The sequence below is a fragment of the Streptomyces sp. NPDC088246 genome, assembly GCF_044741025.1.
Taxonomy (GTDB): Bacteria; Actinomycetota; Actinomycetes; order Streptomycetales; family Streptomycetaceae; genus Streptomyces.
The window spans coordinates 56,494-78,204 of record NZ_JBIURV010000008.1 but is presented as its reverse complement, the minus strand read 5'-3'; the positions used below and the strand labels follow the sequence as shown (position 1 = coordinate 78,204).

At 70.7% G+C, this 21,711-nt stretch carries 11 protein-coding genes; 7 read left to right on the top strand and 4 right to left on the bottom strand.

The genetic code is table 11. From position 1 onward, the window contains the following. The first annotated feature begins 18 nt into the window (after positions 1-18). The 6 genes from ACIPEK_RS13790 to ACIPEK_RS13765 all read left to right on the top strand — a co-directional run bounded on the left by ACIPEK_RS13790 (position 19) and on the right by ACIPEK_RS13765 (position 12,207). Entirely contained in the window at positions 19-2,940 is a 2,922-nt protein-coding gene (locus ACIPEK_RS13790) for a family 78 glycoside hydrolase catalytic domain (RefSeq protein ID WP_401994882.1), read from the top strand. Further along, positions 2,937-4,244, top strand: coding sequence for an extracellular solute-binding protein (locus tag ACIPEK_RS13785; protein ID WP_401994879.1), 1,308 nt, complete (start codon positions 2,937-2,939; stop codon positions 4,242-4,244). The genes ACIPEK_RS13790 and ACIPEK_RS13785 overlap by 4 nt, the downstream gene beginning before the upstream one ends. Continuing rightward, on the top strand, positions 4,241-5,203 hold the full coding sequence (locus ACIPEK_RS13780) for a carbohydrate ABC transporter permease (protein ID WP_401994876.1): 963 nt from the start codon (positions 4,241-4,243) through the stop codon (positions 5,201-5,203). Before ACIPEK_RS13785 ends, ACIPEK_RS13780 begins: the two co-directional genes overlap by 4 nt. Continuing rightward, entirely contained in the window at positions 5,200-6,075 is an 876-nt protein-coding gene (locus ACIPEK_RS13775) for a carbohydrate ABC transporter permease (protein ID WP_401994873.1), read from the top strand. The genes ACIPEK_RS13780 and ACIPEK_RS13775 overlap by 4 nt, the downstream gene beginning before the upstream one ends. Positions 6,076-6,129: 54 nt before the next feature. Beyond that, on the top strand, positions 6,130-10,167 hold the full coding sequence (locus ACIPEK_RS13770; RefSeq protein ID WP_401994870.1) for a hypothetical protein: 4,038 nt from the start codon (positions 6,130-6,132) through the stop codon (positions 10,165-10,167). A gap of 180 nt (positions 10,168-10,347) precedes the next feature. Continuing rightward, complete coding sequence (locus ACIPEK_RS13765) at positions 10,348-12,207, top strand: APC family permease (protein ID WP_401994867.1); 1,860 nt, start codon at positions 10,348-10,350, stop codon at positions 12,205-12,207. Between the two features lie 446 nt (positions 12,208-12,653). On the opposite strand, the gene ACIPEK_RS13760 is transcribed toward ACIPEK_RS13765, so the two are convergent. The 4 genes from ACIPEK_RS13760 to ACIPEK_RS13745 all read right to left on the bottom strand — a co-directional run bounded on the left by ACIPEK_RS13760 (position 12,654) and on the right by ACIPEK_RS13745 (position 19,569). Then, on the bottom strand, positions 12,654-14,789 hold the full coding sequence (locus ACIPEK_RS13760) for an ATP-binding protein (RefSeq protein ID WP_401994864.1): 2,136 nt from the start codon (positions 14,787-14,789) through the stop codon (positions 12,654-12,656). Continuing rightward, positions 14,786-15,490 carry a DUF4255 domain-containing protein gene (locus ACIPEK_RS13755; RefSeq protein ID WP_401994861.1) on the bottom strand — a complete coding sequence of 235 codons (705 nt, stop codon included), beginning with the start codon at positions 15,488-15,490 and terminating at the stop codon, positions 14,786-14,788. The genes ACIPEK_RS13760 and ACIPEK_RS13755 overlap by 4 nt, the downstream gene beginning before the upstream one ends. After that, entirely contained in the window at positions 15,487-18,642 is a 3,156-nt protein-coding gene (locus tag ACIPEK_RS13750) for a hypothetical protein (protein ID WP_401994858.1), read from the bottom strand. Before ACIPEK_RS13750 ends, ACIPEK_RS13755 begins: the two co-directional genes overlap by 4 nt. Positions 18,643-18,858: 216 nt before the next feature. Beyond that, a complete protein-coding gene (locus ACIPEK_RS13745; protein WP_401994855.1) occupies positions 18,859-19,569 on the bottom strand; it encodes a LuxR C-terminal-related transcriptional regulator in 711 nt (236 codons plus the stop codon). A gap of 241 nt (positions 19,570-19,810) precedes the next feature. On the opposite strand from ACIPEK_RS13745, the gene ACIPEK_RS13740 reads away from it, so the two are divergent. Then, positions 19,811-21,106, top strand: coding sequence for a hydrolytic protein (locus ACIPEK_RS13740; RefSeq protein WP_401995242.1), 1,296 nt, complete (start codon positions 19,811-19,813; stop codon positions 21,104-21,106). Positions 21,107-21,711: the final 605 nt, after the last annotated feature.

The following is a 21,711-nucleotide window of genomic DNA, read 5'->3' as shown; positions in this document are numbered from 1 at the left end:
CGACGGAAGGACGTGCTCGTGTCCGGTCCCTCGGCAGCGGATGTACCCGCCCACCGTCCCGCCGAAGGAGCAGCGGCCGGACGTCCCGAAGACCGGACGCTGCGGCCGTACGGTCTGCGATGCGAGCACCGCACCACTCCGCTGGGGATCGACGAACCCGCGCCCCGGCTCTCCTGGCGGCTCGCGTCCGATCGCCGTGGCGACGACCCGGTGGCCTACCGGGTCCGTGTCGCCGAACGCCCCGAGGAGCTGGACGGGGGCGGTCGACTCCTGTGGGACACGGGCCGGGTGGCTGATCCCCATGCGGCCGCCGTGGAGTACGCCGGACCCGCTCTCCTGGGCCGTACGCGCTATCACTGGCAGGTCTGCGTCTGGCCGGCCGGAACGGCGGTGCCCGCCGAGGCCACGTCCTGGTTCGAGACGGCCTTCACCGAAGCCGGGGCTTGGCGGGCGTCGTGGATCACTCACGACCGGCATCCGGTCGACGTCATGGACGCGCCCACCGAGGGCGAGTTCGCCCTCGACGACCACGGGCTCGCCCCGTGCCCCGTCCTGCGACGCACCTTCACCGGCTCGCCCGGCACGCCGGCCCGGCTCCTTGTCAGCGCGCGTGGCCTGTACGAGGTCCGGCTCAACGGCGTACGGGTCGGCGACGCCGAACTCGCCCCCGGCTGGACCGATTACCGCTGCCGCGTCCAGTACCAGACGTATGACGTGACCGCGTTGCTGCGTGAGGGTGAGAACGTTCTTGCCGCGACCGTCGCCGACGGCTGGTGGAGCGGATTCGTCGGCTTCGAGCCGCGCAGGGCCGGAGCACACTACGGCTCGTTCCCCCAGTTCCTGGCCGAGCTTCACCTCACCGGTCCGGACGGCCGCAGTACCGCGATCGTCACCGACGAGACGTGGCGCACCAGCACGGGAGCCATCCGTCACGCGGATCTGCTCATGGGCGAGTGCCATGACCTGCGGCACGCGGCCGACGGCTGGGAACTGCCCGGCTTCGACGACACCGGCTGGTCCCCGGCCCTGGTCGCGGACGCAGACCACCATCTGCTCGTGGCGTCCGTCGACGAGCCCGTGCGGGCGATGGCCGAACTGCGTCCGTGCTCGGTCAGGCGCATCTCGCCGGATACCCACATCGTCGACTTCGGCCAGAACCTCGCCGGGCGCGTACGGCTGCGGATCGGTGAACTCGCCGCCGGGGCACGGGTGGTTATCCGCCATGGCGAGGTGCTGGACGAGTCGCACCAGCTGTACACGGCCAATCTGCGGACCGCCGCCGCGACCGATGTGCTCGTCGGGGACGGGCGTCAGGACATCGTGTTCCAGCCGCGATTCACCTATCACGGGTTCCGCTACGCGGAGATCAGTGGAGTCCCGGAGCTGACCGAGTCCGATGTCGTCGCTGTGGCGCTGCACAGCGACACCCCGTGGGCCGGGGAGTTCGACTGCTCGGACGCCGAGCTCCGGCGGCTCCACGACTGTGTGGCGTGGGGACAGCGCTCAAACTTCGTCAGTGTGCCCACGGACTGTCCGCAGCGCGACGAGCGGCTCGGCTGGCTGGCCGACGCGCAGGTCTTCCTGCCGACGGCCGCGCTCAACGCGGACGTCGCGGCGTTCTTCACCAAGTGGCTGCGCGACATCGATGACGCCCGCACACCCGACGGCGGCTTCACCAATGTCGCCCCGCGCCTCGTGGGGGTCTGTGACGAAGGCGCGCCCGGCTGGGGCGACGCGGGTGTGATCATCCCGTGGCACCTCTACCGCACCTACGACGACCCGCGGTTCCTCGCCCGGGCGCTGGAGGGAATGCGCGCCTGGGTCGATCTGATTCACCGCCACAACACGGATCTGGTCTGGCGCAGGCGGGTGGGTCCGCACTTCTCCGACTGGCTCGCTCCCGGCACCCCCACCCCGCGCGATGTCATCGCCACGGCCTGCTTCGCACACAGTGCCCGCCTCACGGCGAAGGCTGCCGATGCCCTGGGACAGAAAGACGTCGCGGATCATTACCACCAGCTGGCCGACGACATTCGTCGCACGTTCGCGGAGCACTTCGTCACCGTCGAGAGTGCCGCTGCCGCACTTCCTGCCGTACGTGTCGCAGGGGACACCCAGACCGGCTATCTCGTCGCCCTCGCCTTCGAGTTGCTGCCCGCGGGCCTCGTCGACGCCGCCGCACACCGTCTCGGTGAAATCGTCGAGTCGGCCGGACCCGCCCTCCTGACCGGTTTCCTCGGGGTCGCGCTCGCCGCGCCCGTCCTCGACGCCCATGGGCGGGCCGACCTCGCCCATGCGCTCCTGCACCGTGACGAAGTGCCTTCGTGGCGGTTTCCGCTGCGGCACGGCGCCACCACGATCTGGGAACGCTGGGACGGGTGGACCCCCGATACCGGGTTCCGCGCACCGTCGATGAACTCCTTCAACCACTACGCGCTCGGCTCGATCGGCGAATGGCTCTACCGCGGTGTCGCCGGCCTCGACCAGGCGCCGGACTCCACCGGATACCGGCATCTGCGGATACGGCCCCGCCCGGGTGCCCTGCGCCACGCGAGCGCCCGCCACGAATCGGTCCGTGGCACCGTCGAGGTGACATGGGAGAGACACCGCGGCCGGCTCGCCCTGCGGGTCCTGGTGCCGCCCGGCTCCACCGCCGATGTGTACGTGCCCACCACGGACCCCCGCTCGATCCGCGAATCGGGCGTGGCCCCGAGGGCCGACGACCGCCACATCACGCTGCTCGCGATCGCCTCCGACCACGTTCGCTACCGCGTGTCCTCCGGTGCCTACCGCTTCACCGCGACTCATCCACCGGCAGACGGCCACGCCGGGACGTCTCCGGCGGACCGGCCCGAGCCGGCGCTCACCCGGAGCCGACGCACATCAGGACCGGCGGCGAAACCATCGTCCGCCCGTTCGCACGAGGAGGACACACCATGACGACGGGTTCTCGCAGCCGGCCGGGCCGGCACACGGTCGGGCGCCGGGGTTTTCTCCGTATCAGCGGTGGGGCCGCGGCGCTCGCCGCCCTTCCCCCCGCACTGACCGCCTGCTCCGATTCGAGCGGCGGCTCCGGCAAGCTGCGCATCGTCGGCGTCGCCGACCAGCAGAAGCCGATCGAGGAACTCGTCGCGCTCTACCGCAAGTCCCACCCGGACGACGAGTTCTCCACCTCCTTCGCGCCCACGGACCAGGTACAGACAGTGGTGCGCACTCAGCTCGCGGGTGGCAACGCCCCCGATGTGCATGTGCTCTATCCCGGCAGCGGCAGCGCCATGTCCATGGTCGAGGTGGCCAGGGCCGGGCTGCTCGCCGACCTCAGCGACCAGGCATGGGCCAAGGAAGTCCCGGCGAACTTCCACCCCGCGTACCGGTACAAGGGCAAGATGTATCTGTATTCGGCGGGAAGCAGCACCATCGGCGCCATCCACAACAAGAAGGCCTTCGCCGAGGCCGGCGTCACGCCGCCGAAGACGTGGAGTGAACTACTCGACGTCTGCGCAAAGTTGAAGGCCAAGGGCGTGATACCGATCGCGCTCGGCGCGCAGACTCCCTGGGTCACCCAACTGATCACCTACGCGCTGGTCCCCAACGCCGTCTACGCGAAGAACCCCGGTTTCGACGCCGAGATGGCAGCCGGGCGGGCACACTTCCGCGGCTCCGGGTGGGCCGACGCGCTGGGCAAGTACCAGGAGTTGCAGCGTCGGGGGTTCTTCAACGACAACCCCAACGGAACGACGTACGAGCAGCAGACATCCATGGTCGCGAGTGGTAAGGCTGCGATGGCCGTCCAGGTCTCCGCCGTACTCGCCAACTTCCGTCAGGCCACCCGGACACCGGACGACCTCGGCATGTTCCCGTTCCCCGGCGGTGACGACGCCGCGAACCTGTGGATCCCGGCGGGCATCGTCGTCGGCCTCGGCGTCTCCGCACGGTCCAAGAAGGCAGCAGGGGCAAAGGCGCTCATCGAGTTCCTCGGGAAGCAGGAGAACGTCAACCGATGGGCGCAGTCCGTCGCCGCGATCCCGTTCAAGCGCGATGCGTCCACCAGGATCGACCCCGTCCTCGATGACTTCCTGCCCGTCATCGACGACAACCGGGCCGTCCCCTTCATGGATCAGAGCTGGCCCAACGCCGAGGTCCAGCCCGCCCATTTCGCCGCCGTACAGAACCTGCTCGCGGGAAAGACGGACGTCGACGGCGCCCTGGGACAGATGGACAAGGCGTACGGGAAGAAATCGTGACGACCACGTCCGAGAAGGCCGCCTTGGGCACGGTCGGCCAGGCCACGGGCGGGCTGCGGGCCGGCTCCGGCCGCCCGGTCCGGCGCCGCGATCACACCGTCCCACCCTGGTTCTTCGTAGTTCCGGCGCTCGTCGTCTACGGCGTCGTCGTCCTGTACCCCAGCCTCGCCGGGGTGATGTACGCCTTCACCGACTGGTCCGGCATCGGCGGCTTCTCCTTCACCGGCCCGGACAACTTCCGGGCCCTGCTCGACGACAGCCGGGCACTGGAGTCCGTCAGCAACACACTGCTGCTCACCGTCGCCGTGGTCGTCGTCCAGAACGGCGTCGGCCTGCTGCTCGCGCTCGGCGTCCACGCCGACATCAAGTCCCGCGCTCTGCTGCGGCTGATCTTCTTCGCTCCCGCCGTCGTCAGCCCCGTCATGGTCGCGATTCTCTGGAAGTACATCTACAACCCCGAGAACGGCGCAGGCCTCAACGGTGTCCTCGGCGCGGTCGGACTCTGCGGTCTGCGTCAGGACTGGCTCGGCAATCCCTCGCTCGCCCTGTGGTCCGTCGCGGCGATGGTCGTATGGCAGTACGCCGGATATTCGATGGTCGTCTTCCTCGCCGGCCTGCAGGGCGTACCCGCCGAACTCCACGAGGCCGCGAGAATCGACGGCGCCGGCTCCTGGCAGCGCTTCCGCTATGTCACCTGGCCGCTGCTGGCCCCGGCCCTGACGATCAACCTCATGCTGTCGACCATCGGCGGTCTCAAACTCTTCGACCAGGTCTACGCCGCGACCAACGGCGGACCCGGCACCTCCAGCGAGACCCTGTCGACCGTGCTGTACAAGGAAGCGTTCGTCTACGGGAAGTTCGGCTACAGTACCGCCGTCGCCCTCGTCCTCGCGCTGTTCGTCGCCGCGGTCTCCCTGGTCCAGCTTCGCTATCTGCGCGCGAGGGAGGTCACCGCGTGATCAGCGACACGTCCCGCGGACCCGCCGAACAGAAACCCGAACGCAGAGGCCGCAGGCCACGGTTCGGGCAGTACGCCCTCGAACTTGTCATGATCGCGGTCGCCGTCGTGTTCCTGTTCCCGGTGTACGCCCTGATCACCCTGGCGATGAAGGACCCCCGGCAGATCTCCGACTCGCCCCTCTCGCTGCCCTCCCCGCCCACCTTCGCCAACTTCGGCGACGCCTGGTCCTCCGCGTCGCTGGGGCCCGCCCTGCTCAACAGCACGGTCATCACCGCTGTCAGTCTGCTGATCCTCGTCGTCCTGGGTTCCACAGGGGCCTACTACCTCGCGCGCCGCGCCCGCGGCATGGGCTACGGCCTGTACATCCTGTTCCTGCTGGGCATCGTGCTGCCCTTCCAGCTCGGCATGATCCCGCTCTACGAACTCGTCGACGACCTGGGCTGGCTCGGCACCTACCAGGGCATGGTGCTCTTCTACACGGGCATCCAACTTCCGTTCACCGTCTTCCTCTACACCGGATTCATCCGGGCCCTGCCGCAGGACTACGCACAGGCCGCGCTCATCGACGGCTGCACCCACCGGCAGGCGTTCACCCGGATCGTCTTCCCTCTGCTGCGCCCCATCACCGGCACCGTGATCATCCTGAACGCCGTGTTCATCTGGAACGACTTCTTCACCCCGCTGCTGTATCTGGGCGGTTCCGGCAAGGAGACCGTGCCCGTCGGTGTGTTCGCGTTCGTCGGCCAGTACGTCTCCGACTACGGACTCGTCTTCGCCGGACTGGTGCTGGCCGCCCTGCCGATCCTGGTGGTGTTCGTGGTCCTCCAGCGATATGTGATCAAGGGCTTCGCGGGCGGTCTCAAGGGCTGAGGGCATCTCATGACACACCCGGCGCACCCACCACTCCCCCCGAGCATCGCGACGGTGCTCGCCGAGCCCCCGCGTGCCTTCTCGCCCACCGCCATCTGGTGGTGGAGCGGAGAACGGCTCGACCACGCGCGGCTGCGGGCACAGCTGGAGCGGTTCGCGGAGGGCGGGGTGCACAACCTCGTGCTCCTCAACCTGGCACCGTCGGGCCCCCTGTTCGGCTCCGACGCCGACGACCCGCCTTTCATGTCCGATGCTTGGTGGGCCCTGCTCGACAGCGTGTGCGACGACGCCCTCGAACTCGGCGTCAGCCTGTGGTTCTACGATCAGCTCGGCTTCTCCGGCGCCGACCTCCAGGCGCGCCTCGTCGACGAACAGCCCGCCCACGCGGGACGTCGGCTCGACCGCCTGCGTGCCGTCGTCGACTCCACAGCGGCAGGGACCGGAGAGCTGCGGTGTCCCCCGGACGGACGGCCGCTCGCGGGCCGCGCCGAACCGGTCGACGCCGGCGGCCGGACAGTCGGCCCGGCAGTCCCGGTCGCGGTGGCCGACGGAGTCGTACGAGCGCCGAGCCCTGGACGCTGGCGCCTGACGCTCCATCATCATGTGCCGCTCGGCTTCGACTACCTCGGTACTCAGGCGTGTGCCTCACTGCTGGACCGGGTGCACGGGGAGTTCGAGCGCCGGCTCGGCGACCGGCTCGGGACCGTCGTCGTCGGCTCCTTCCAGGACGAGCTGCCTTCCCTGCCCACCTGGTCCACCGGTTTCGCCGACGCCTTCGTGCGCCTTCGCGGGTACGACATCACTGCACGGCTGGACGCCCTGTACGGCGACAGCACGGATCCGGACGCCCACCGGGTCCGGCGCGACTTTCAGGTGACCCGTGCCGAGCTGGCCGAGGAGGCGTTCTTCCGGCCGCTGGCCGCCTGGCACGACCGCCACGGCCTGCTCATCGGCTGCGACCAGCAGGACCCGGCCCGTGCCGGACACCCCGTCGCGGGCGTGGAGTTGTACGCCGACTACGCCCGCACCCACCGCTGGTTCTCGGCCCCCGGCTCCGACCACCACGGGGACGCCCGCATCCATTCCTCGCTCGCCCACCTCTACGGCCGCCCCCGCACCTGGATCGAGGCCTTCCACTCCACCGGCTGGGGCGGCACGCCGGAGGAGACCTTCGACTGGCTGCTGCCGTGGCTCCGCGCGGGCGCGACCCTCTACAACCCGCATGCCGTCTACTACACGACCAAGGGCGGCTGGTGGGAGTGGGCGCCACCCGCAACCGACTGGCGTCAGCCGTACTGGCGCCACCACCGCGTCTTCGCCGACGCCGTGACCCGGCTGTGCGCGATCCTGAGCCTCGGCCACCACCTGTGCGACATCGCGATCCTGTTGCCCACCACCACAGCCCAGGCCGGTACCGCTTTGGACGGGGTCACGGATGCTGCGGCGCGGGCCCAGTCGACGTATCTCCGACTCACCGGTGACATGACCTGGTTCCATACCCGGCCGGGCATCATGGACCGTCTCGGTCTCGACGCCGACGTCATCGACGACGCATCCCTGGCGCGTGCCCGGATCGCTCCGTCCGACGGCGGTGTACGGCTGAGGGTCGCGGACGAGGCGTACGCCACGATCGTGCTGCCCTCGTGCACTGTCCTGGAACGGGACACCGCACGCCGGCTCATCGAATTCGCCTCCTCTGGCGGGAAGTTGATCGCGGTCGGCGCCCTTCCCGAGCATGTCATCGGCCCCGGGTCGGCGACCGCGCTTGCCGAGCTGCGCGCGTGTTTCGCGGACGGCCGGGCCGTTGCCGTCCCCATGACGGACGATCCGGGCGACTCGCTCGCCGCGGCGCTCGCCGTGGGGCACCCGGTGGTCCGGGCCCCGGTCCCCGCACTCGCGCGCCGTGTGGACGGCGCCACGGTGGTGTTCCTGACCGCCGCCGCCCCACGGGCAACCCGAGCGGCCGTCGCGGCCCCCGACGAGCGGGGCGCCGCACTGGGCTGGCTGGATGCCCGGTACGACTTCGATCCGGACCGCTATGCGCGCGGCGCACGGGTGCGGGTGCGGGACGTGGCGGGCCCGGCGGTCCTGCTGGATCCGTTCGGCGGCGCTCCCCGGACGCTTCCGGTGCGGCCCGCCGATGACGACGTCCGGGCCGTGGAGGTCGATGTCCCCTTCGATACGGGCCCCGCAGCAGTGCTGGTCTTTCCGGCGGGAACCCAAGAGACGGCCTTGCCCATAGCAGCCGACGCACCCGCGCCGGACGTCACCACCATCGAGATCCCTCCGGACGCGGACTGGGACATGACGCTCGTGCCGACCCTCGACAACACCTGGGGAGACTTCGCCCGCCCCTCGGCCGGGCCGCCCGCCGGCCCGGCCGTCACCGAACGCCGGACCTTCCGGCACCGCGTGGAAGAGGCCGGGGAGGACGGCGTACGCGACGGATGGGCCGTGCCGGACCGCACCGATGAGCCGGTCGCGGCCACGGTCCACGCGACGTTCGGTCCGCACGCGATCGTGCTCGGCGACCGCCCCGGCCACGACGTCCCGTCGGCCCTCGAGTGGTCCGACACCCTGGGCGTGTACAAGGACCCGATCCACCGTGCCGTTCTGGGGCCCAAAGGGCATGTGCCGGAGGAGTTCGTACACATCGGCCCCACCGCCGCCGACGAGCTGGTGCGGCTGCGCATGGAACTGCACCTCGACGAGGCCTTCGACGGACACCTCGCGATCGGGGCCGCGGCGGCGAAGCGGGCCCGGCTCGACGGGACCCCCGTTTTCCTGGACGACGAGGGCCACCTTGCGATGGGCCCGGTAGGAGTGGCAGCGGGCCGCCGTCTGCTCGAACTGGAGCTGACACCTGATCAGGATTGTGACCTGCGGGCGCATGTGGCACTCGTACGCGATCCGGAGCGCTACCGGCGTCCGGAATGGATTCACGCCTCCGGGACGATGGGCATGACGCTGCATCTCCCGGACCTCCCCGTCCGGGCCGTCGTCCAGGTGGCCGCGCGCGTGCCGTGCGTACTGCGCGTCAATGGACGAGTGGTGGGCAGGCAAGGCGGATTCGACCCGTACGCCGAACACGCGGTCCCGCGCGTGCGACGGCATGACGTGGCGGCGGCCCTGCGCATCGGTGACAACGACATCACGGTGGAGACGTCCGGGGGCGGCGACCGCGCGGTCCTGGTGGATGCGGTTTTCGACGACGGGAACGGCAATCGTGTCGCGACCCTGCACAGCGACGCCCGCTGGTGGGCCGAGAGCGCGGACGGACGTGTGCCGGTCGCGGTACGTCGCGCGCCGATGGGTGACCCGGCCGCGCTGTATCTGCGCCGCCGCCCTCATCCGCTGCCGGGCGCCGCCTGGCTGGATCCGACCGCGGACGACGGCACGGTGGTGCCGGTCCGGTTCGCGGTCCCGGGGCGCCGGGGAGCGGTTGAGTGGCTGTGGTGCGAACTGCCGCCGGGCGCCACCCGGTTGACCGCGCTCGTGCGCGGCGAGACGACTGTCTTCGTGGACGGCTCCGAGTGCACTGGGCCCGTCACCGCCGTCGACTCGCGGGACGTGCTGACCGTGACCGTCGGCCTTTCGGCCGGTGGCCCCTCCGGGCCCCGGACCGCGGCCCTGCGCGTGCGGACGCGCCCCGGGTACGAGGGGGGCGCCGCGCTGGCCGGGCCCGTGCGCTGTGAAGTGGGGCCCGGGCGGATTCGCGTCGGCGACTGGGAGACGCACGGCCTCGCCGAGTACAGCGGCGGTGTGCGGTACCGCCGCGTGGTGACCGTGCCCGCCGAGATCACCCCGGGGCAGGTGTCGCTCGACCTCGGACGGGTCCGCGGGACCGCGGAGGTGCGGGTCGGCGGCGTCGCCGCGGGGGTGCGCGTGTGCTCCCCGTACGTCTTCGATCTGACAGGTCTGATCGGGCCCGGAGCCAATACCCTCGACATCACCGCGTTCGGGACGCTGGCGCCGCACCTGGACGCGACGAGCCCGACCCACTTCGTCTTCCCGGGCCAGCGTGTCAGCGGTTTGCTGGGTCCCGTACGGCTGCGGGTCGGCGGTTCCGACAGGGGTCAGGGGCAGCTGTGACACCGTCCTGACCTCCCCGTGTCGATGTCGTCGCGACCACCCCGCTTTCGTCGCCCCGGCCACCCCGTCAAGATTGCGTGAAGAGATCACCGTTTCGCGCCAAGAACGCGCCATTGGCTGCCGTCACCGGCCGGAAGCGGGATCACCCTGAGCGGACCCGATCAAAGGACCGCGCAGCACATGTCTCTTCTCACCTCAGACCCCGGTACGGCACCAAGGGCCGAGGAACCCCCCGATACCGGGGCCCGGCACAAGCTCACCACCCTCACCGGCCTCGCCGCGCTCTCTCTCGACGCAATGGCCTCGGTGGCGTACGGGCCCGAGGCGATCGTTCTGGTCCTGGCAGCGGCCGGCGGCCACGGGCTCGGCTTCACGCTCCCCGTCACGCTGGCGATCGCCGTCCTCCTGGCCGTCCTCGTGGCCTCGTACCGCCAGGTCATCGCGGCCTTCCCGGACGGTGGCGGAAGCTATGCGGTCGCCAAAGCGCATCTGGGCCGCCGCACCAGCCTGGTCGCCGCCGCGTCCCTGGTTCTGGACTACGTCCTCAACGTGGCCGTCGCCGTGACCGCGGGCGTGGCAGCGCTGACCTCCGCCTTCCCGGAGTTGTACGGCGATCGCTTGTGGCTGTGCCTCGCGGTTCTGGTCCTGATCACCGCCGTGAATCTGCGCGGGATCGTGGACTCGGCGCGCGCGTTCATCGTGCCGACCGCGGTGTTCGTCGGAGCGATCTTCGTCCTCATCGTGGTCGGGCTGTTCCGCGACGCCCCGGTGAGCACGGAAGCGGCCGCCGGCCATGCCTCCGTACTCGGCACCAACGCCGGCACAGTCGGTGCGTTGCTCCTACTCAAAGCCTTCGCCTCAGGCTGCTCGGCGCTCACCGGTGTCGAGGCCATCGCCAACGCCGTTCCGTCCTTCCGTGCCCCGGCCGTCCGCCGCGCCCAGCGCGCGGAGGTCGCACTCGGCGCACTGCTGGGTGTGATGCTGATCGGTCTGTCCGTGCTGATCTCCCGGTTCGGGCTGCAGCCGGTCGAGGGCGTCACCGTGCTGGCGCAGCTCGCCGACGCGTCCTTCGGGCACAATCTCGCCTTCTATGTCGTCCAGTTCGCCACCATGGTGCTGCTGGCGCTGTCCGCGAACACGTCGTTCGGCGGTCTGCCGGTGCTGCTCAAGCTGCTGGCTCGCGACAACTACCTGCCGCATGTCTTCGGGCTCAAGGCCGACCGACAGGTCCACGGCCACGGGGTCCTCACGCTCGCGGCCGTCTCCGCCGCGCTCCTGGTCTTCTCCGGGGGCGACACCAACACCCTCGTCCCGCTCTTCGCGATCGGCGTCTTCGTCGGCTTCACCATCGCCCAGACCGGGATGGTCATCCATTGGCGCGGTGTGCGCGGGCCCAAGTGGGTCGGCAAGGCGTTGCTGAACGGGCTGGGCGCGTTCCTGACGGGGGTCGGCGCGGTCGTGGTCACGGCCACCAAGTTCCACGACGGCGCCTGGCTGATCGTGGTCGCCCTGCCGTTGCTGGTCGCCGGCTTCGAGTGTGTCCACCGTGCCTACGCCAGGATCGGCGAGCGGCTGGGCATCGGCCGCATCCCGGAGCCTCCGCACCGCGACCGCTCGCTGGTCGTGGTTCCGGTCTCCTCCCTCACCCGGCTCACCAGCGAGGCTCTCACCGCCGCTGTATCCCTCGGCGACGAGGTCCGCGCGGTGACGGTCTGCCACCCCGATGCCGAGGACCGCATCCTGACCGAAGCGCTGGAACGGGACTGGGCACTGTGGAATCCGGGCGTCCCCCTGGTGCGTGTGACCTCGCAGCGCCGTTCGGTCGGCCGTCCGGTCGCCGCGTATGTACGCGAGGTGGCGGCCACTGATCCGGGCGTACGGATCACCGTGCTCATCCCCGAGGTCGAACCGGCCCACATGTGGCAGCGGCTGCTGCAGAACCAGCGAGGCGCGGTCGTCGCGCACGCCGTCCGCCACGAGACGGACGCGGTGATCTGCCGACTGCGGTTCCGGCTGTCGGATCCGCCCCTGCAGATGTAACCGGCTGCACGACCGTCAAGGACGACGTGACGCGGCGGTTGTCGCGGTCCCGTGCACTGCGTCCCCGGCCTTTCGCCGTTGCTGAGCAGATCGTCGAAGAGTGCGCGGTAGTGGACCATCGCGCCCCGCAGTTCCTCAGTGCTCGTCCGTCGGCCAGTGGTCCGTGTGCTGACCTCGTGGGCCGCGGGCCAGTGCTCCGGCGTGCGTCCGTGTTCGGCCACCGGGTCCCCTGGTCAGGGGCCCTCAGGAAGCCGCGCGGGGGCTCGCGGTGACCATCATCGACTGCTGAGGACAGATCTCCGAATCGTGTACCTGCCATCGACAGCGCCGGGCTCATGTCTCACTCGTCGTCTGCCAGCAGCGTCGCCCTGCCTCCGGGACGCACACCCTCACCCCCGGCGCACACCTCCGGCCGGGAGAGGTGCGGCCGAGATCTTCCGGAGGCGCTAACCTCCGTCACGTCCCCGCGCGCGGTCCAGCCAAGGGCCGAACTCGCTCTCCCGGACCAGTCGGCCGAGTTTGCGGTACTCCTGGAACACGGCCGAGACGAGCTGCTCCATACCGAGCGGTCTACCGGATTCCGCCGCCAGGTAGGCGGCGGTCACCGCGCAGGCCCGGATCGACCCTCCCGCCAGCTCGAAGCGTCCCGCGCAGAATTCCAGATCGAGTTCCGCGTCGCGTGGGATCGCCGTCCCGAGGCAGCGGTCCCACAGGGCCAGTCGCTGCTGGGCGTCCGGCATGGGGAACTCCGCGATCACGTCGAGGCGGCGGGTGAAGGCCTCGTCGAGATTGGCCCTCAGATTGGTGGTGAGCACCGCGATCCCGTCGAAGGACTCCATCCGTTGCAGCAGATAGGCCGACTCCACGTTGGCGTGGCGGTCGTGCGCGTCCTTGACCTGTGAGCGCTTCCCGAAGATGGCGTCCGCCTCGTCGAACAGCAGGATGCCGTTGACGTCGGACGCCTCGACGAAGATCCGTTCGAGATTTTTCTCGGTCTCACCGATGTACTTGTCCACCACGGTGGACAGATCGACGACGTAGAGCTCCATGCCGAGCTCCGACGCCACCACCTCGGCGGACATGGTCTTGCCGGTGCCGGACTCACCGGCGAACAACGCGATGACCCCCCGCCCCCGGCCGCCGCCCGGCCGCATCCGCCAGTGCCCGAGCACCTGCTCGCGGTGGCGTGCGCGCAGCGCGAGTTCGGTCAGCTGGCGGCGGGTCGCGGAAGGCAGCACGAGGTCGTCCCAGCCGACCGCGGGCTCGATGCGCCGGGCGAGCCGTTCGAGCCCCGCGCCGTTCTGTCCCCGGACCGCTGTGCGCAGGTCCTGCGCGTCCACCGGACGCTCCTCCAGGACGGCCAGCCGGGAGGCGACGGCGGCGGCCTTGCGCACCTGCTCGGAGTCGAGCCGGTAGGAGGCGGTGGCCTCGATGAGTCCCTCGTCGGCCGGCACGTTCTCGGCGGGCAGCCCGACAGCCGTGCCGGCCTCGGCGAGCGCCCGACGCCACTGCCGCGCCACACCCGCGGGGCCCGGGGGCAGGACGCGGACCGGAACCGGGCTCTCCCTGGTCCACAGGGGGTCCCAGTTCTTCTTCCCGTACGCGATCAGGGGAGTACCGCTGACCGCCGCGCAGAGGCCACTGAGCAGCCCGGCTCTCTCGGGCCGCTCGGGGGCGAGCGCTTCGAGCGGCCCGAGGACGACCCCGCCACTGCTCAGCCGGGCCTCGGCCGCCAGGGTCCGTACGAGCTCCGCGGGTTCGGGAGCGGCGGCGAGTGCCGTGATGTCGACCACCAGCGCACGACACCCTGCGGCAAGGAGCGCCTGGACCGCCAGTCTGCCGGGGTCGCCTCCCCGGTCGAGCAGATGCACCAGGCCGCTGCCCGTGCCCAACGCCGCCGCGACCCGCAGGACTTCCGGTCCCGTGTCCGGCTCCTCCTCGGGCCCGACCACCCGGACGAGGCCGCGCAGCCTCCCGTCGGTCTCGTCGTCGCCGAGCAGATGCGCGGTGATCCGGTCCGGCACTCGCAGCACCCGCGAGAGCAGTGGGCGGTCGGCTTCCAGGACCTCCAGCAGCCCGCCCGCGACCAGCGGGGCGGACGGCGAGAACCGGAAGCGGCCGGAGCTCGCGGCGGGCAGCCCGCAGAGCTCAAGTGCCAGGCCGATGGTCGGCCTTCGCCGGGTGAGGTCGTCGTTGAGGTAGCCGTAGAGCCGCTCGAACCGGATGTCGATGTCCGGGGCCATCGCGGCCAGCAGGAGGTCGACGTCCAGCGGTACCAGGCCGAAGTTCTCGGCGAGCTGCCGGATCCGGCTCCCGGGCGGGGAGTGGGGCGGAGGCTCGGAGCCGTACGCCGGTACGGGCGCGAACGCGTCGCGGGACGTCGCGATCCGCTCGGCCGCCTCGGGGGTGAGGTACTGCCCCCGGTACGGATCGTCCGGTTCCGGGTCGACGGCCCGGCGGGCCGCCACGGCGTGCCTGACCCGCTGCTCGACGTGGATCAACCGCTCCCAGAGGTCCTCGATGCCCGCCGTCGGCGCGCCCGGCAGCTCGCGGACGGCATGCGTGCCCTGTGTCGTGGTCATCGAGCCGCACCCCCGCGCCTGCGCCGACCGGGCGGCAGCTGCCGTTCACGTGCCGCGGCGAAGCCCTGCCCCCCGGGGTCGGACGCCCCCTCGTAGCGCAGCCGGCGCCCCGGTGCCGCCGGCTCGCCGTCCCGTGCGGGCTCGGCCTTCACCACCAGCCCTTCGGTGACCGGCGGGCCGGCGGATGTCCTTTCACCGGCCAGCGGTGCCCACACACGCAGGTCGATCGCGGCCTTGAGCTCACCGCCGAGCGCGGACCACACGTCCGAGGCGGACGGCCCGTCGATGCCCGGGCCCGCCGCCTCGATCTCCACTGTCAGTCCGAGCTCTGCGAGGCTGCCCGTGTGCATACGGGCGGGCAGGACGTCCGATCGTACGAGGCAGCGCAACACCTCGGAGAGCAGGCGGTGTTCGTCCTGCGGGCGGTTGGTCCAGGCGGTCACCAGATAGGTCAGCTCGAACCAGCGCGGCGGGGTCCGCCAGCCGATGACCATTCCCTGGTCGTCGTGCTCCTCGGCCGTGCCGGTACGGCGGCGGGTCGCATCCTCACGGATGCCGTGGAGGAAGACGCTGATCGTGGGGGCGTTGCGCCGGGCGGACCAGTCCTTCGTCGGCGCGTCGAAGACCAGGTCGACACCGCTCTCCTGGAGGCCGGCGTCGACCAGCAACAGCCGCAGCCCCTCGTCCACTTCGTGGATCATCGGCGCCCCACCTCGTCCGGCGGGACGATCGTGCCACTGACCACCAGGAAGGTTGTGGTGACCGGGCTGAACCCCGGTCCCTCGGCGGTGATCGTGCGCGGCCCGGTCTGGTCCTTCGCCAGGATCAGCAACTGCGCGATGAACGTACGGTCCCCTCGCGGGACCGTGGGCGGTGCGGTTGCCGTGATCCCGGGCTTCCAGGTGAGCGTCACCGGTGCTCCGGGCGGGAAGTCCTTGCCTCGTACGGAGGTGACGAACCCGGGTTTGCCGACGGCGGGCACCGCGACGATACGGGGCTGGAGGATGCGCAGCGGGATCCTGGAGACGTTGTCGCCGGTGTCGGCGTCGGTACCCGTCGTGGTCAGCGTTCCGGTGACGGTCGTCCTCAGCGCCCGGTCCGGCTTGAGTACGACGCGGACGACCGTAGAGGCTCCCGGCGCCAGGTCGGGCAGCGTGCACACCCCGGCGGCGCAGCCCGCCGGAAGCGGACCCGCCGGGATCCGCGTGGGCAGTCCGAGCCTCAGCCGCAGACCGGTGGCGAGCGCGTTCCGGCCGTTGCGCACGGTGTACGTCACCACCACCCGGCCTCCGACGAAGCCGGGGCTGGGCTGTGCCCGCACCGTGACGCCTGGCCCCGCCTCGGGTTCGGGCGGCGGCTGGGGTGCCGGAGGCCGGGGCGGCGAGGTCGAAGGAGACGGGGTGGGCGTCGGTGTCTCAGGCACGTCCCGGACCGGGACGGTCGTCCCGGTGGCGTTGTCCGTGGGGTTCGGGTCCACCACGGCTCCGGTGACCGACCAGCCGATCCGCTGGTCTCCCGACGTCACGCCGGTCAGCCGAGCGGTGACCTTCACGCTGGCCCCGGGCCGGAGCACGCCCAGGTCGCACTGGGGCGACCCGGTGGTGCAGGACCCGGCCGGGGTGGTGAGCTCCTCCAGGCGCACGCCGGGCGGGGCGTCGACGGTGAACGTGGTGCCGGGCGAGGGTGCGGGACCCCTGTTGGTGACGGTGACCGTCACCGATACGGAGGAACCGACCTCCACCGCGGGTCCGGTGGGCGGTGCGGTCAGGGACAGGTCGACCGACTGCTGGAAGGCGGGCTCCTTCTGCCGCCCGGTGAGCCTGTCGCCGAACGGCGTCAGCGTGCCGGAGGAGAGGTCGAGCACGGACAGCTGCTCCGGGGAGTTCGGTGCGAGCGCTCTGCGTGAACTCAGCACCAGCCGTCCCGCGTCCGGCGACCAGGCCACGTCGCGGGGCTGGAAGGGCCCGGTCTGCGAGGTGTCGGGGATGTCCTGATGGCATGCGTCGGGGTTGTTCCGCTGGACGGACGGAAGCACGACCCGGCACTCGCCGCCGGTCAGCGAGGTCACGAGGATTCCGTCGCGCTCGTTGACCCGGCCGCCGCCGTCCTTGCGGTTGAAGGCGAGCGTGCCGCCGTCGGGGGAGAAGGCGGGGCTGTCGTCGATCACCTTGCATTCACCGGGGCAGATGGTGACGCTGAGGTCCCGCTGCTGGTCGAGCGCCGCCACCGGCACGGTCCAGACGTGCTTGATGCCGCCCAGGCCCCGGATCACGTGGTTGCGGGTGAACGCGAGGGTGGTTCCGTCCGACGACCAGGTCGGCTGCGCGTCACCACCCGCCAACTGCCCTTCCGGCGGGACCACTTTGCCCACGATCGCTCCCGTGGCCACGTCCGCGATGAGAATGCTGCTCGGCCCCGCGGCCCCGCCGACCCCGCCGGGCGAGGTCCTGGTGAACGCCAGCTTGGTACCGTCCGGCGAGAACGTGGGGTCGGTGTCCCAGTCGCGGGGACCGCGTCCGGCGAGCGGCATCGCCGCCTCGTTGGAGCCGTCGGCGTCGGCCAGCCAGATCCGTTCGACGCGCTCCTTCTCCGGACCCTCGAAGCGGGTCACGACGATGCGCCTGCCGTCCGGTGTGTAGTTCTGCCGCTCGGTCCACGGGTCATAGGCATCCTGCGGGTTGAACAGCGGATCCTTGGCGGGGTCGGTGTTCGTACTGGCCGCCGGGTCCTCCTTCAGGATGGAGAGCCCGAGGTCCCGCGGATCCGAACCGTCCTGCCTGACGTCCTGGAGCGTCACGTCGTTCGCCTCACGGGGGGTCCGCCGTGCCACCACGACGGTCCCGGAGTCCGCGGGCCCGATCCAGGTGGGCGATTCGACCGCACGGTCCTCGCCGAGCGCCAGGCTCGGCTCGGTTCCGTCGAAGGCGGTCGTCCGGTAGACGTGGTCGTAGTCCTTGCACCCGCAGGTCGTGTCGGGGCTGAGGAGGACCAAGTCGTTTCCGTCCGGCAGCCAGGCGGCCGAGCGGGTGCGCCAGCCGGCCTGGACACCGGCCAGCAGGGGACGGTCGGTCCCGACCCCCTCGGTCACCCGGAGCCGGGGTCCCGTCGTCTCGTCCGTGGTGAGGGTGTACGCGACGAGAGCGCGGTGGGAGCCGTCGTCCACCGGGTTCCACTCCGGCTCGGTCGCGTCACCGGGCGGGCCGTCACTGATCACCCTCGCCGCGCCGCCGGCCACGGCCCGTTCGTATATCAGCCCGCTCCGCCCGGGACCGGAGTCGCAGGAGTACGCGATCCGCGAGCCGTCCGGGGAGAACGTCGGGAAGGTCTCGTTGTTGAGGGTGTCCGTCAGCCGCCGCAGGCCGGAGCCGTCGACCCCGACGGTCCACAGCTCACGCTGGACCACGTCACCCGGCCCCCGCTCCGCGGAGTCGAACACCACGGTCCGCCCGTCCGGGGAGAGTTCGGGGTGCGCGGCGTCCCGGCCGGTGGTGAGCTTGCGCACCGCTCCGTCCGCGTCGCGCACGTACACCTGCGGTCGCACGCTGTCGCGCAGGCTGGTGAAGACCAGCACCTCACCGCGTGCGGAGGGATCCTGGTCGTAGTGGGCCGGTCCGGGACCGAACAGCGGTGCGCTGGTGGCCGGGTCGGAGACCCGGCCGAGGCTGCGGTGTTCGGTCCCGGCGTAGGCGATGCGCCCGGCATCCACCGGCCCCTCGTCCGCCGCCGCGGCGAGCCTCGGCGCACCCTGAGGAGCGGACGCGGAACCCGCCACCAGCAGCGGCGCCAACAGCACGACCGCGCCCGTCAGCCGGCCCAGCCGGGTATGCCTCGCAGGGCCAGCAGTGCCGGTCACGGCCCACCTCACAGTCCTGTTGATGACTCTCCAGGACAAGCATCGTGCCTGCGCCGGGCCAAGGACAGGTCCGTAGTACCCGGACCGGGGGAAGGGGCTGTTGCCCTTTGCGTCGCCTTCCCGGTCACCCCGCCCGGCTGCTCCGGCCAAGAACACCGGCGGGCTCCCGCGCGGCGACGTCCGAACGGCCGTCCACGTGGGAGCCCGCGGCAGGACTCAGATGAGTCCGTGTCGCATGGTGTATCCGACAGCGTGGGCCCGATTGCGCAGTTCGAGCCGTGTCACCACCTCGTGCAGGACGTTCTTGACGGTGCGTTCGGAGTACGAGGTCTTCTGTGCGATCTCCGCGGTGCCGTAGCCCTCCGACACCAGCCTGATCATCTCCGCCTCCCGCGTCGTGAGGGTGGAGAGCGAGAGCCCCCGGGGGTCGAGGACGGTGCGCTGGAGGCTGCTGACGTGGTCGAGGAGCTTTCCGAGCAGGTCGCCCGGCAGCACTCCTTCGCCGTTCGCCATCGCCGTCACCAGGTGGACAAGACTGTCCTGGTCCGCCTCCCCGCGCCTCAGCACGGCGGCGACACCGCACTCGATCATGGTCTGGAGCGCGCCCGATTCGAAGAAACCGACGACGAGTCCGGTACGGGTCGCGGTGTTGCGCTGCAGACGGTGCAGGAGCTGGACAGTGGGCTCGTCCACCATGTCCACTACCACTAAGGAGACTTGGGCCCGTTCGGCCTCGGACTCCGCTATCAGTTCTACCTCGGGCCGCACGCGCAACTGGTGGACCACACCGGTCCGCAGGATCAGGTCCTCCGCGTACACCGCCACGGAGATCCTGCCCCCGGGGGCCTCCTTGGCGCTGCCCTCGGCGGAGTGCTCCGACGTAGCGGGCCTGCGGTACTGGCCGCGTTCCGCTGCTCTGTTCTTCATGTCCGTCGTCGTCATCGTTGCGTGCCTGTCTTCCTCAGGTACTTCCGCCAGATATGTCTGTTGCCGCTCTCGACTGCACCGGCCTCCGGCATGGGGATCGGGCCCGGGGAGGGGTCGCGGGGGCACCGCGGCGTTGTGCCGTCGGGGCACCACCCCTGCCCGCTTGTTGCCCTCGCGTCTCTGCTGCGGAACCGCAGGGGCGGCTTAACGTCGCATCGTGACCACATCTGCCGAACTCGAAATGCCCACGGTGACGGTGTCGCCCGGCGCTGAAGCGACGACGACCCTGACCGTGCGCAACGACGGCGACATCGTCGAGGCCTACACGCTCGAAGTGGTCGGCGACTGCGCCGCGTGGAGCACCGTCGAGCCGGCGCGCGTGTCCCTCTACCCGGGCACCTCCGAGGTGGTGACCGTACGGCTCGCGCCGCCCCGGTCCCACGAGGTCCGGGCCGGTGAGATACCCCTGGGTGTCCGCGTTCTGCCCACGGAGCACCCCGAGTCGGTGGCGGTCCCCGAGGCCACGGTGGTCGTCGGGCCCTTTCACGAGCTCCGGGCCGACCTCGACCCGCGCCGGCGCTCCGGCTGGCTGGGCGCCCGGTTCCGGACCTCGGTGCAGAACAAGGGGAACACCGCGGTCGACGTCGCTCTCACCGGCAAGCAGGCCGGCGAGGAACTCCGCTTGGCCTTCACCCCGGGCCAACGACGCCTGGAACCGGGCGAGTCCGCCGAGGTGGGATTGCGGGTACGGGCCCGGAAGCTGATCTGGTTCGGTAAGCCGGTCGCCTGGCCGTTCGAGGTCGAGGCCGCCGAAAGCACCGAACGGGACACCGACAGCGAGCAGCCCGGCCGGTCCGAGGCGCTGCCCGGTGAGTTCGCGCAACTGCCGGTACTGCCCAGGTGGCTGCTGATCGTTCTGGCCGCGCTGCTCGCGCTGCTGCTCGCGTGGTTCGCACTGGTCCGGCCCGCGGTACGGAGCACCGCGAAGCAGGCGGCGAACGAGGCCGCTCAGGAAAAGACGCCCCGCAACGAGCAACAGGGTGCGACAACGGCGGGCGGCACGGGCGATCAGGGGGGGAAGAACCAGGGGCAGGGGGACGGTACGGGCAAGCCGAACGCGTCCGGAGGCTCCGGCTCGGGTGGTTCCGGCTCGGGAACGGGCGGGGGATCGGGGGGCACCCAGCAGAGCTCGGCGACGATCGATGTGCAGACCGGGTCCGGGGCCAAGAAGGAGGGGAAGTACCGGGTTCCGAAGGGGAAGGTATTCGGTATCACGGACATCGTGGTGGCGAACTTCCAGGGCGACGAAGGAGTACTGACCATCTCCTTCGGAGAACGGAAGATCACCACCATCGCTCTGGAGACCTTCCGCAACACGGACTACCACTGGGTCACCCCCATCGAGATTCAGGAGAACGACACGGTCACCGCTTCCGTGACCTGTGCCAAACCTGGCACGCCAGCGACCGGAACTCAGGCTTCCGAATGCCACCAGGTACTCAATGTCAGCGGCGTACTGAGCAATCTCGCACCGTAGAAACAACAACGCCGGGCCTCCTGCTTCCCCCTACGGGGGATGAGAACAGCAGAAATCCCGACCGGGGGAAACCCGGCTTGCCGGTCTTGGCAGATCTCTTCCCCTGCACCCCGTAGGTCTACGCCTCCAGGGCTCCCCGCGGCACCTGAAACGGGTGAAGAATTTCCGGTCGCTCGGATACGAACCGACGTGCTCCGAGCCACCACTGTCGCCTTCGAGGCGGAACGCCAGGAGGCCAGGGCAGGGCGGCCGAGGGCCTGTTCCGGCTGCCTGAGCCCGGCCCGACAGCCAACCGCGCGCGGCAAATTCTGAACCGATATGCGTCGAACCGGCACCGATCCCCCGACCGTCGCGGACACCCACGGCAGTTCCGGGAATCCTGGGTGACGGGGAGATCTCGCATGCCGGCATTCACCGAAGCCGGGCATCCACACTTCCGGCGAATCCCCCATCGGCGTACCGCCGGACACCCTTCCGTAAACCCGGAGTCCACCTCGCTCTCACGCGACCGGACCCGGGAATGCGGCGAGCCGCAGAATACGGCGACTGCCGCGACCGGTCCGCAAGGGGAAGCGTTTCCTGCCGTACAGGTGACTGGAAAGGCA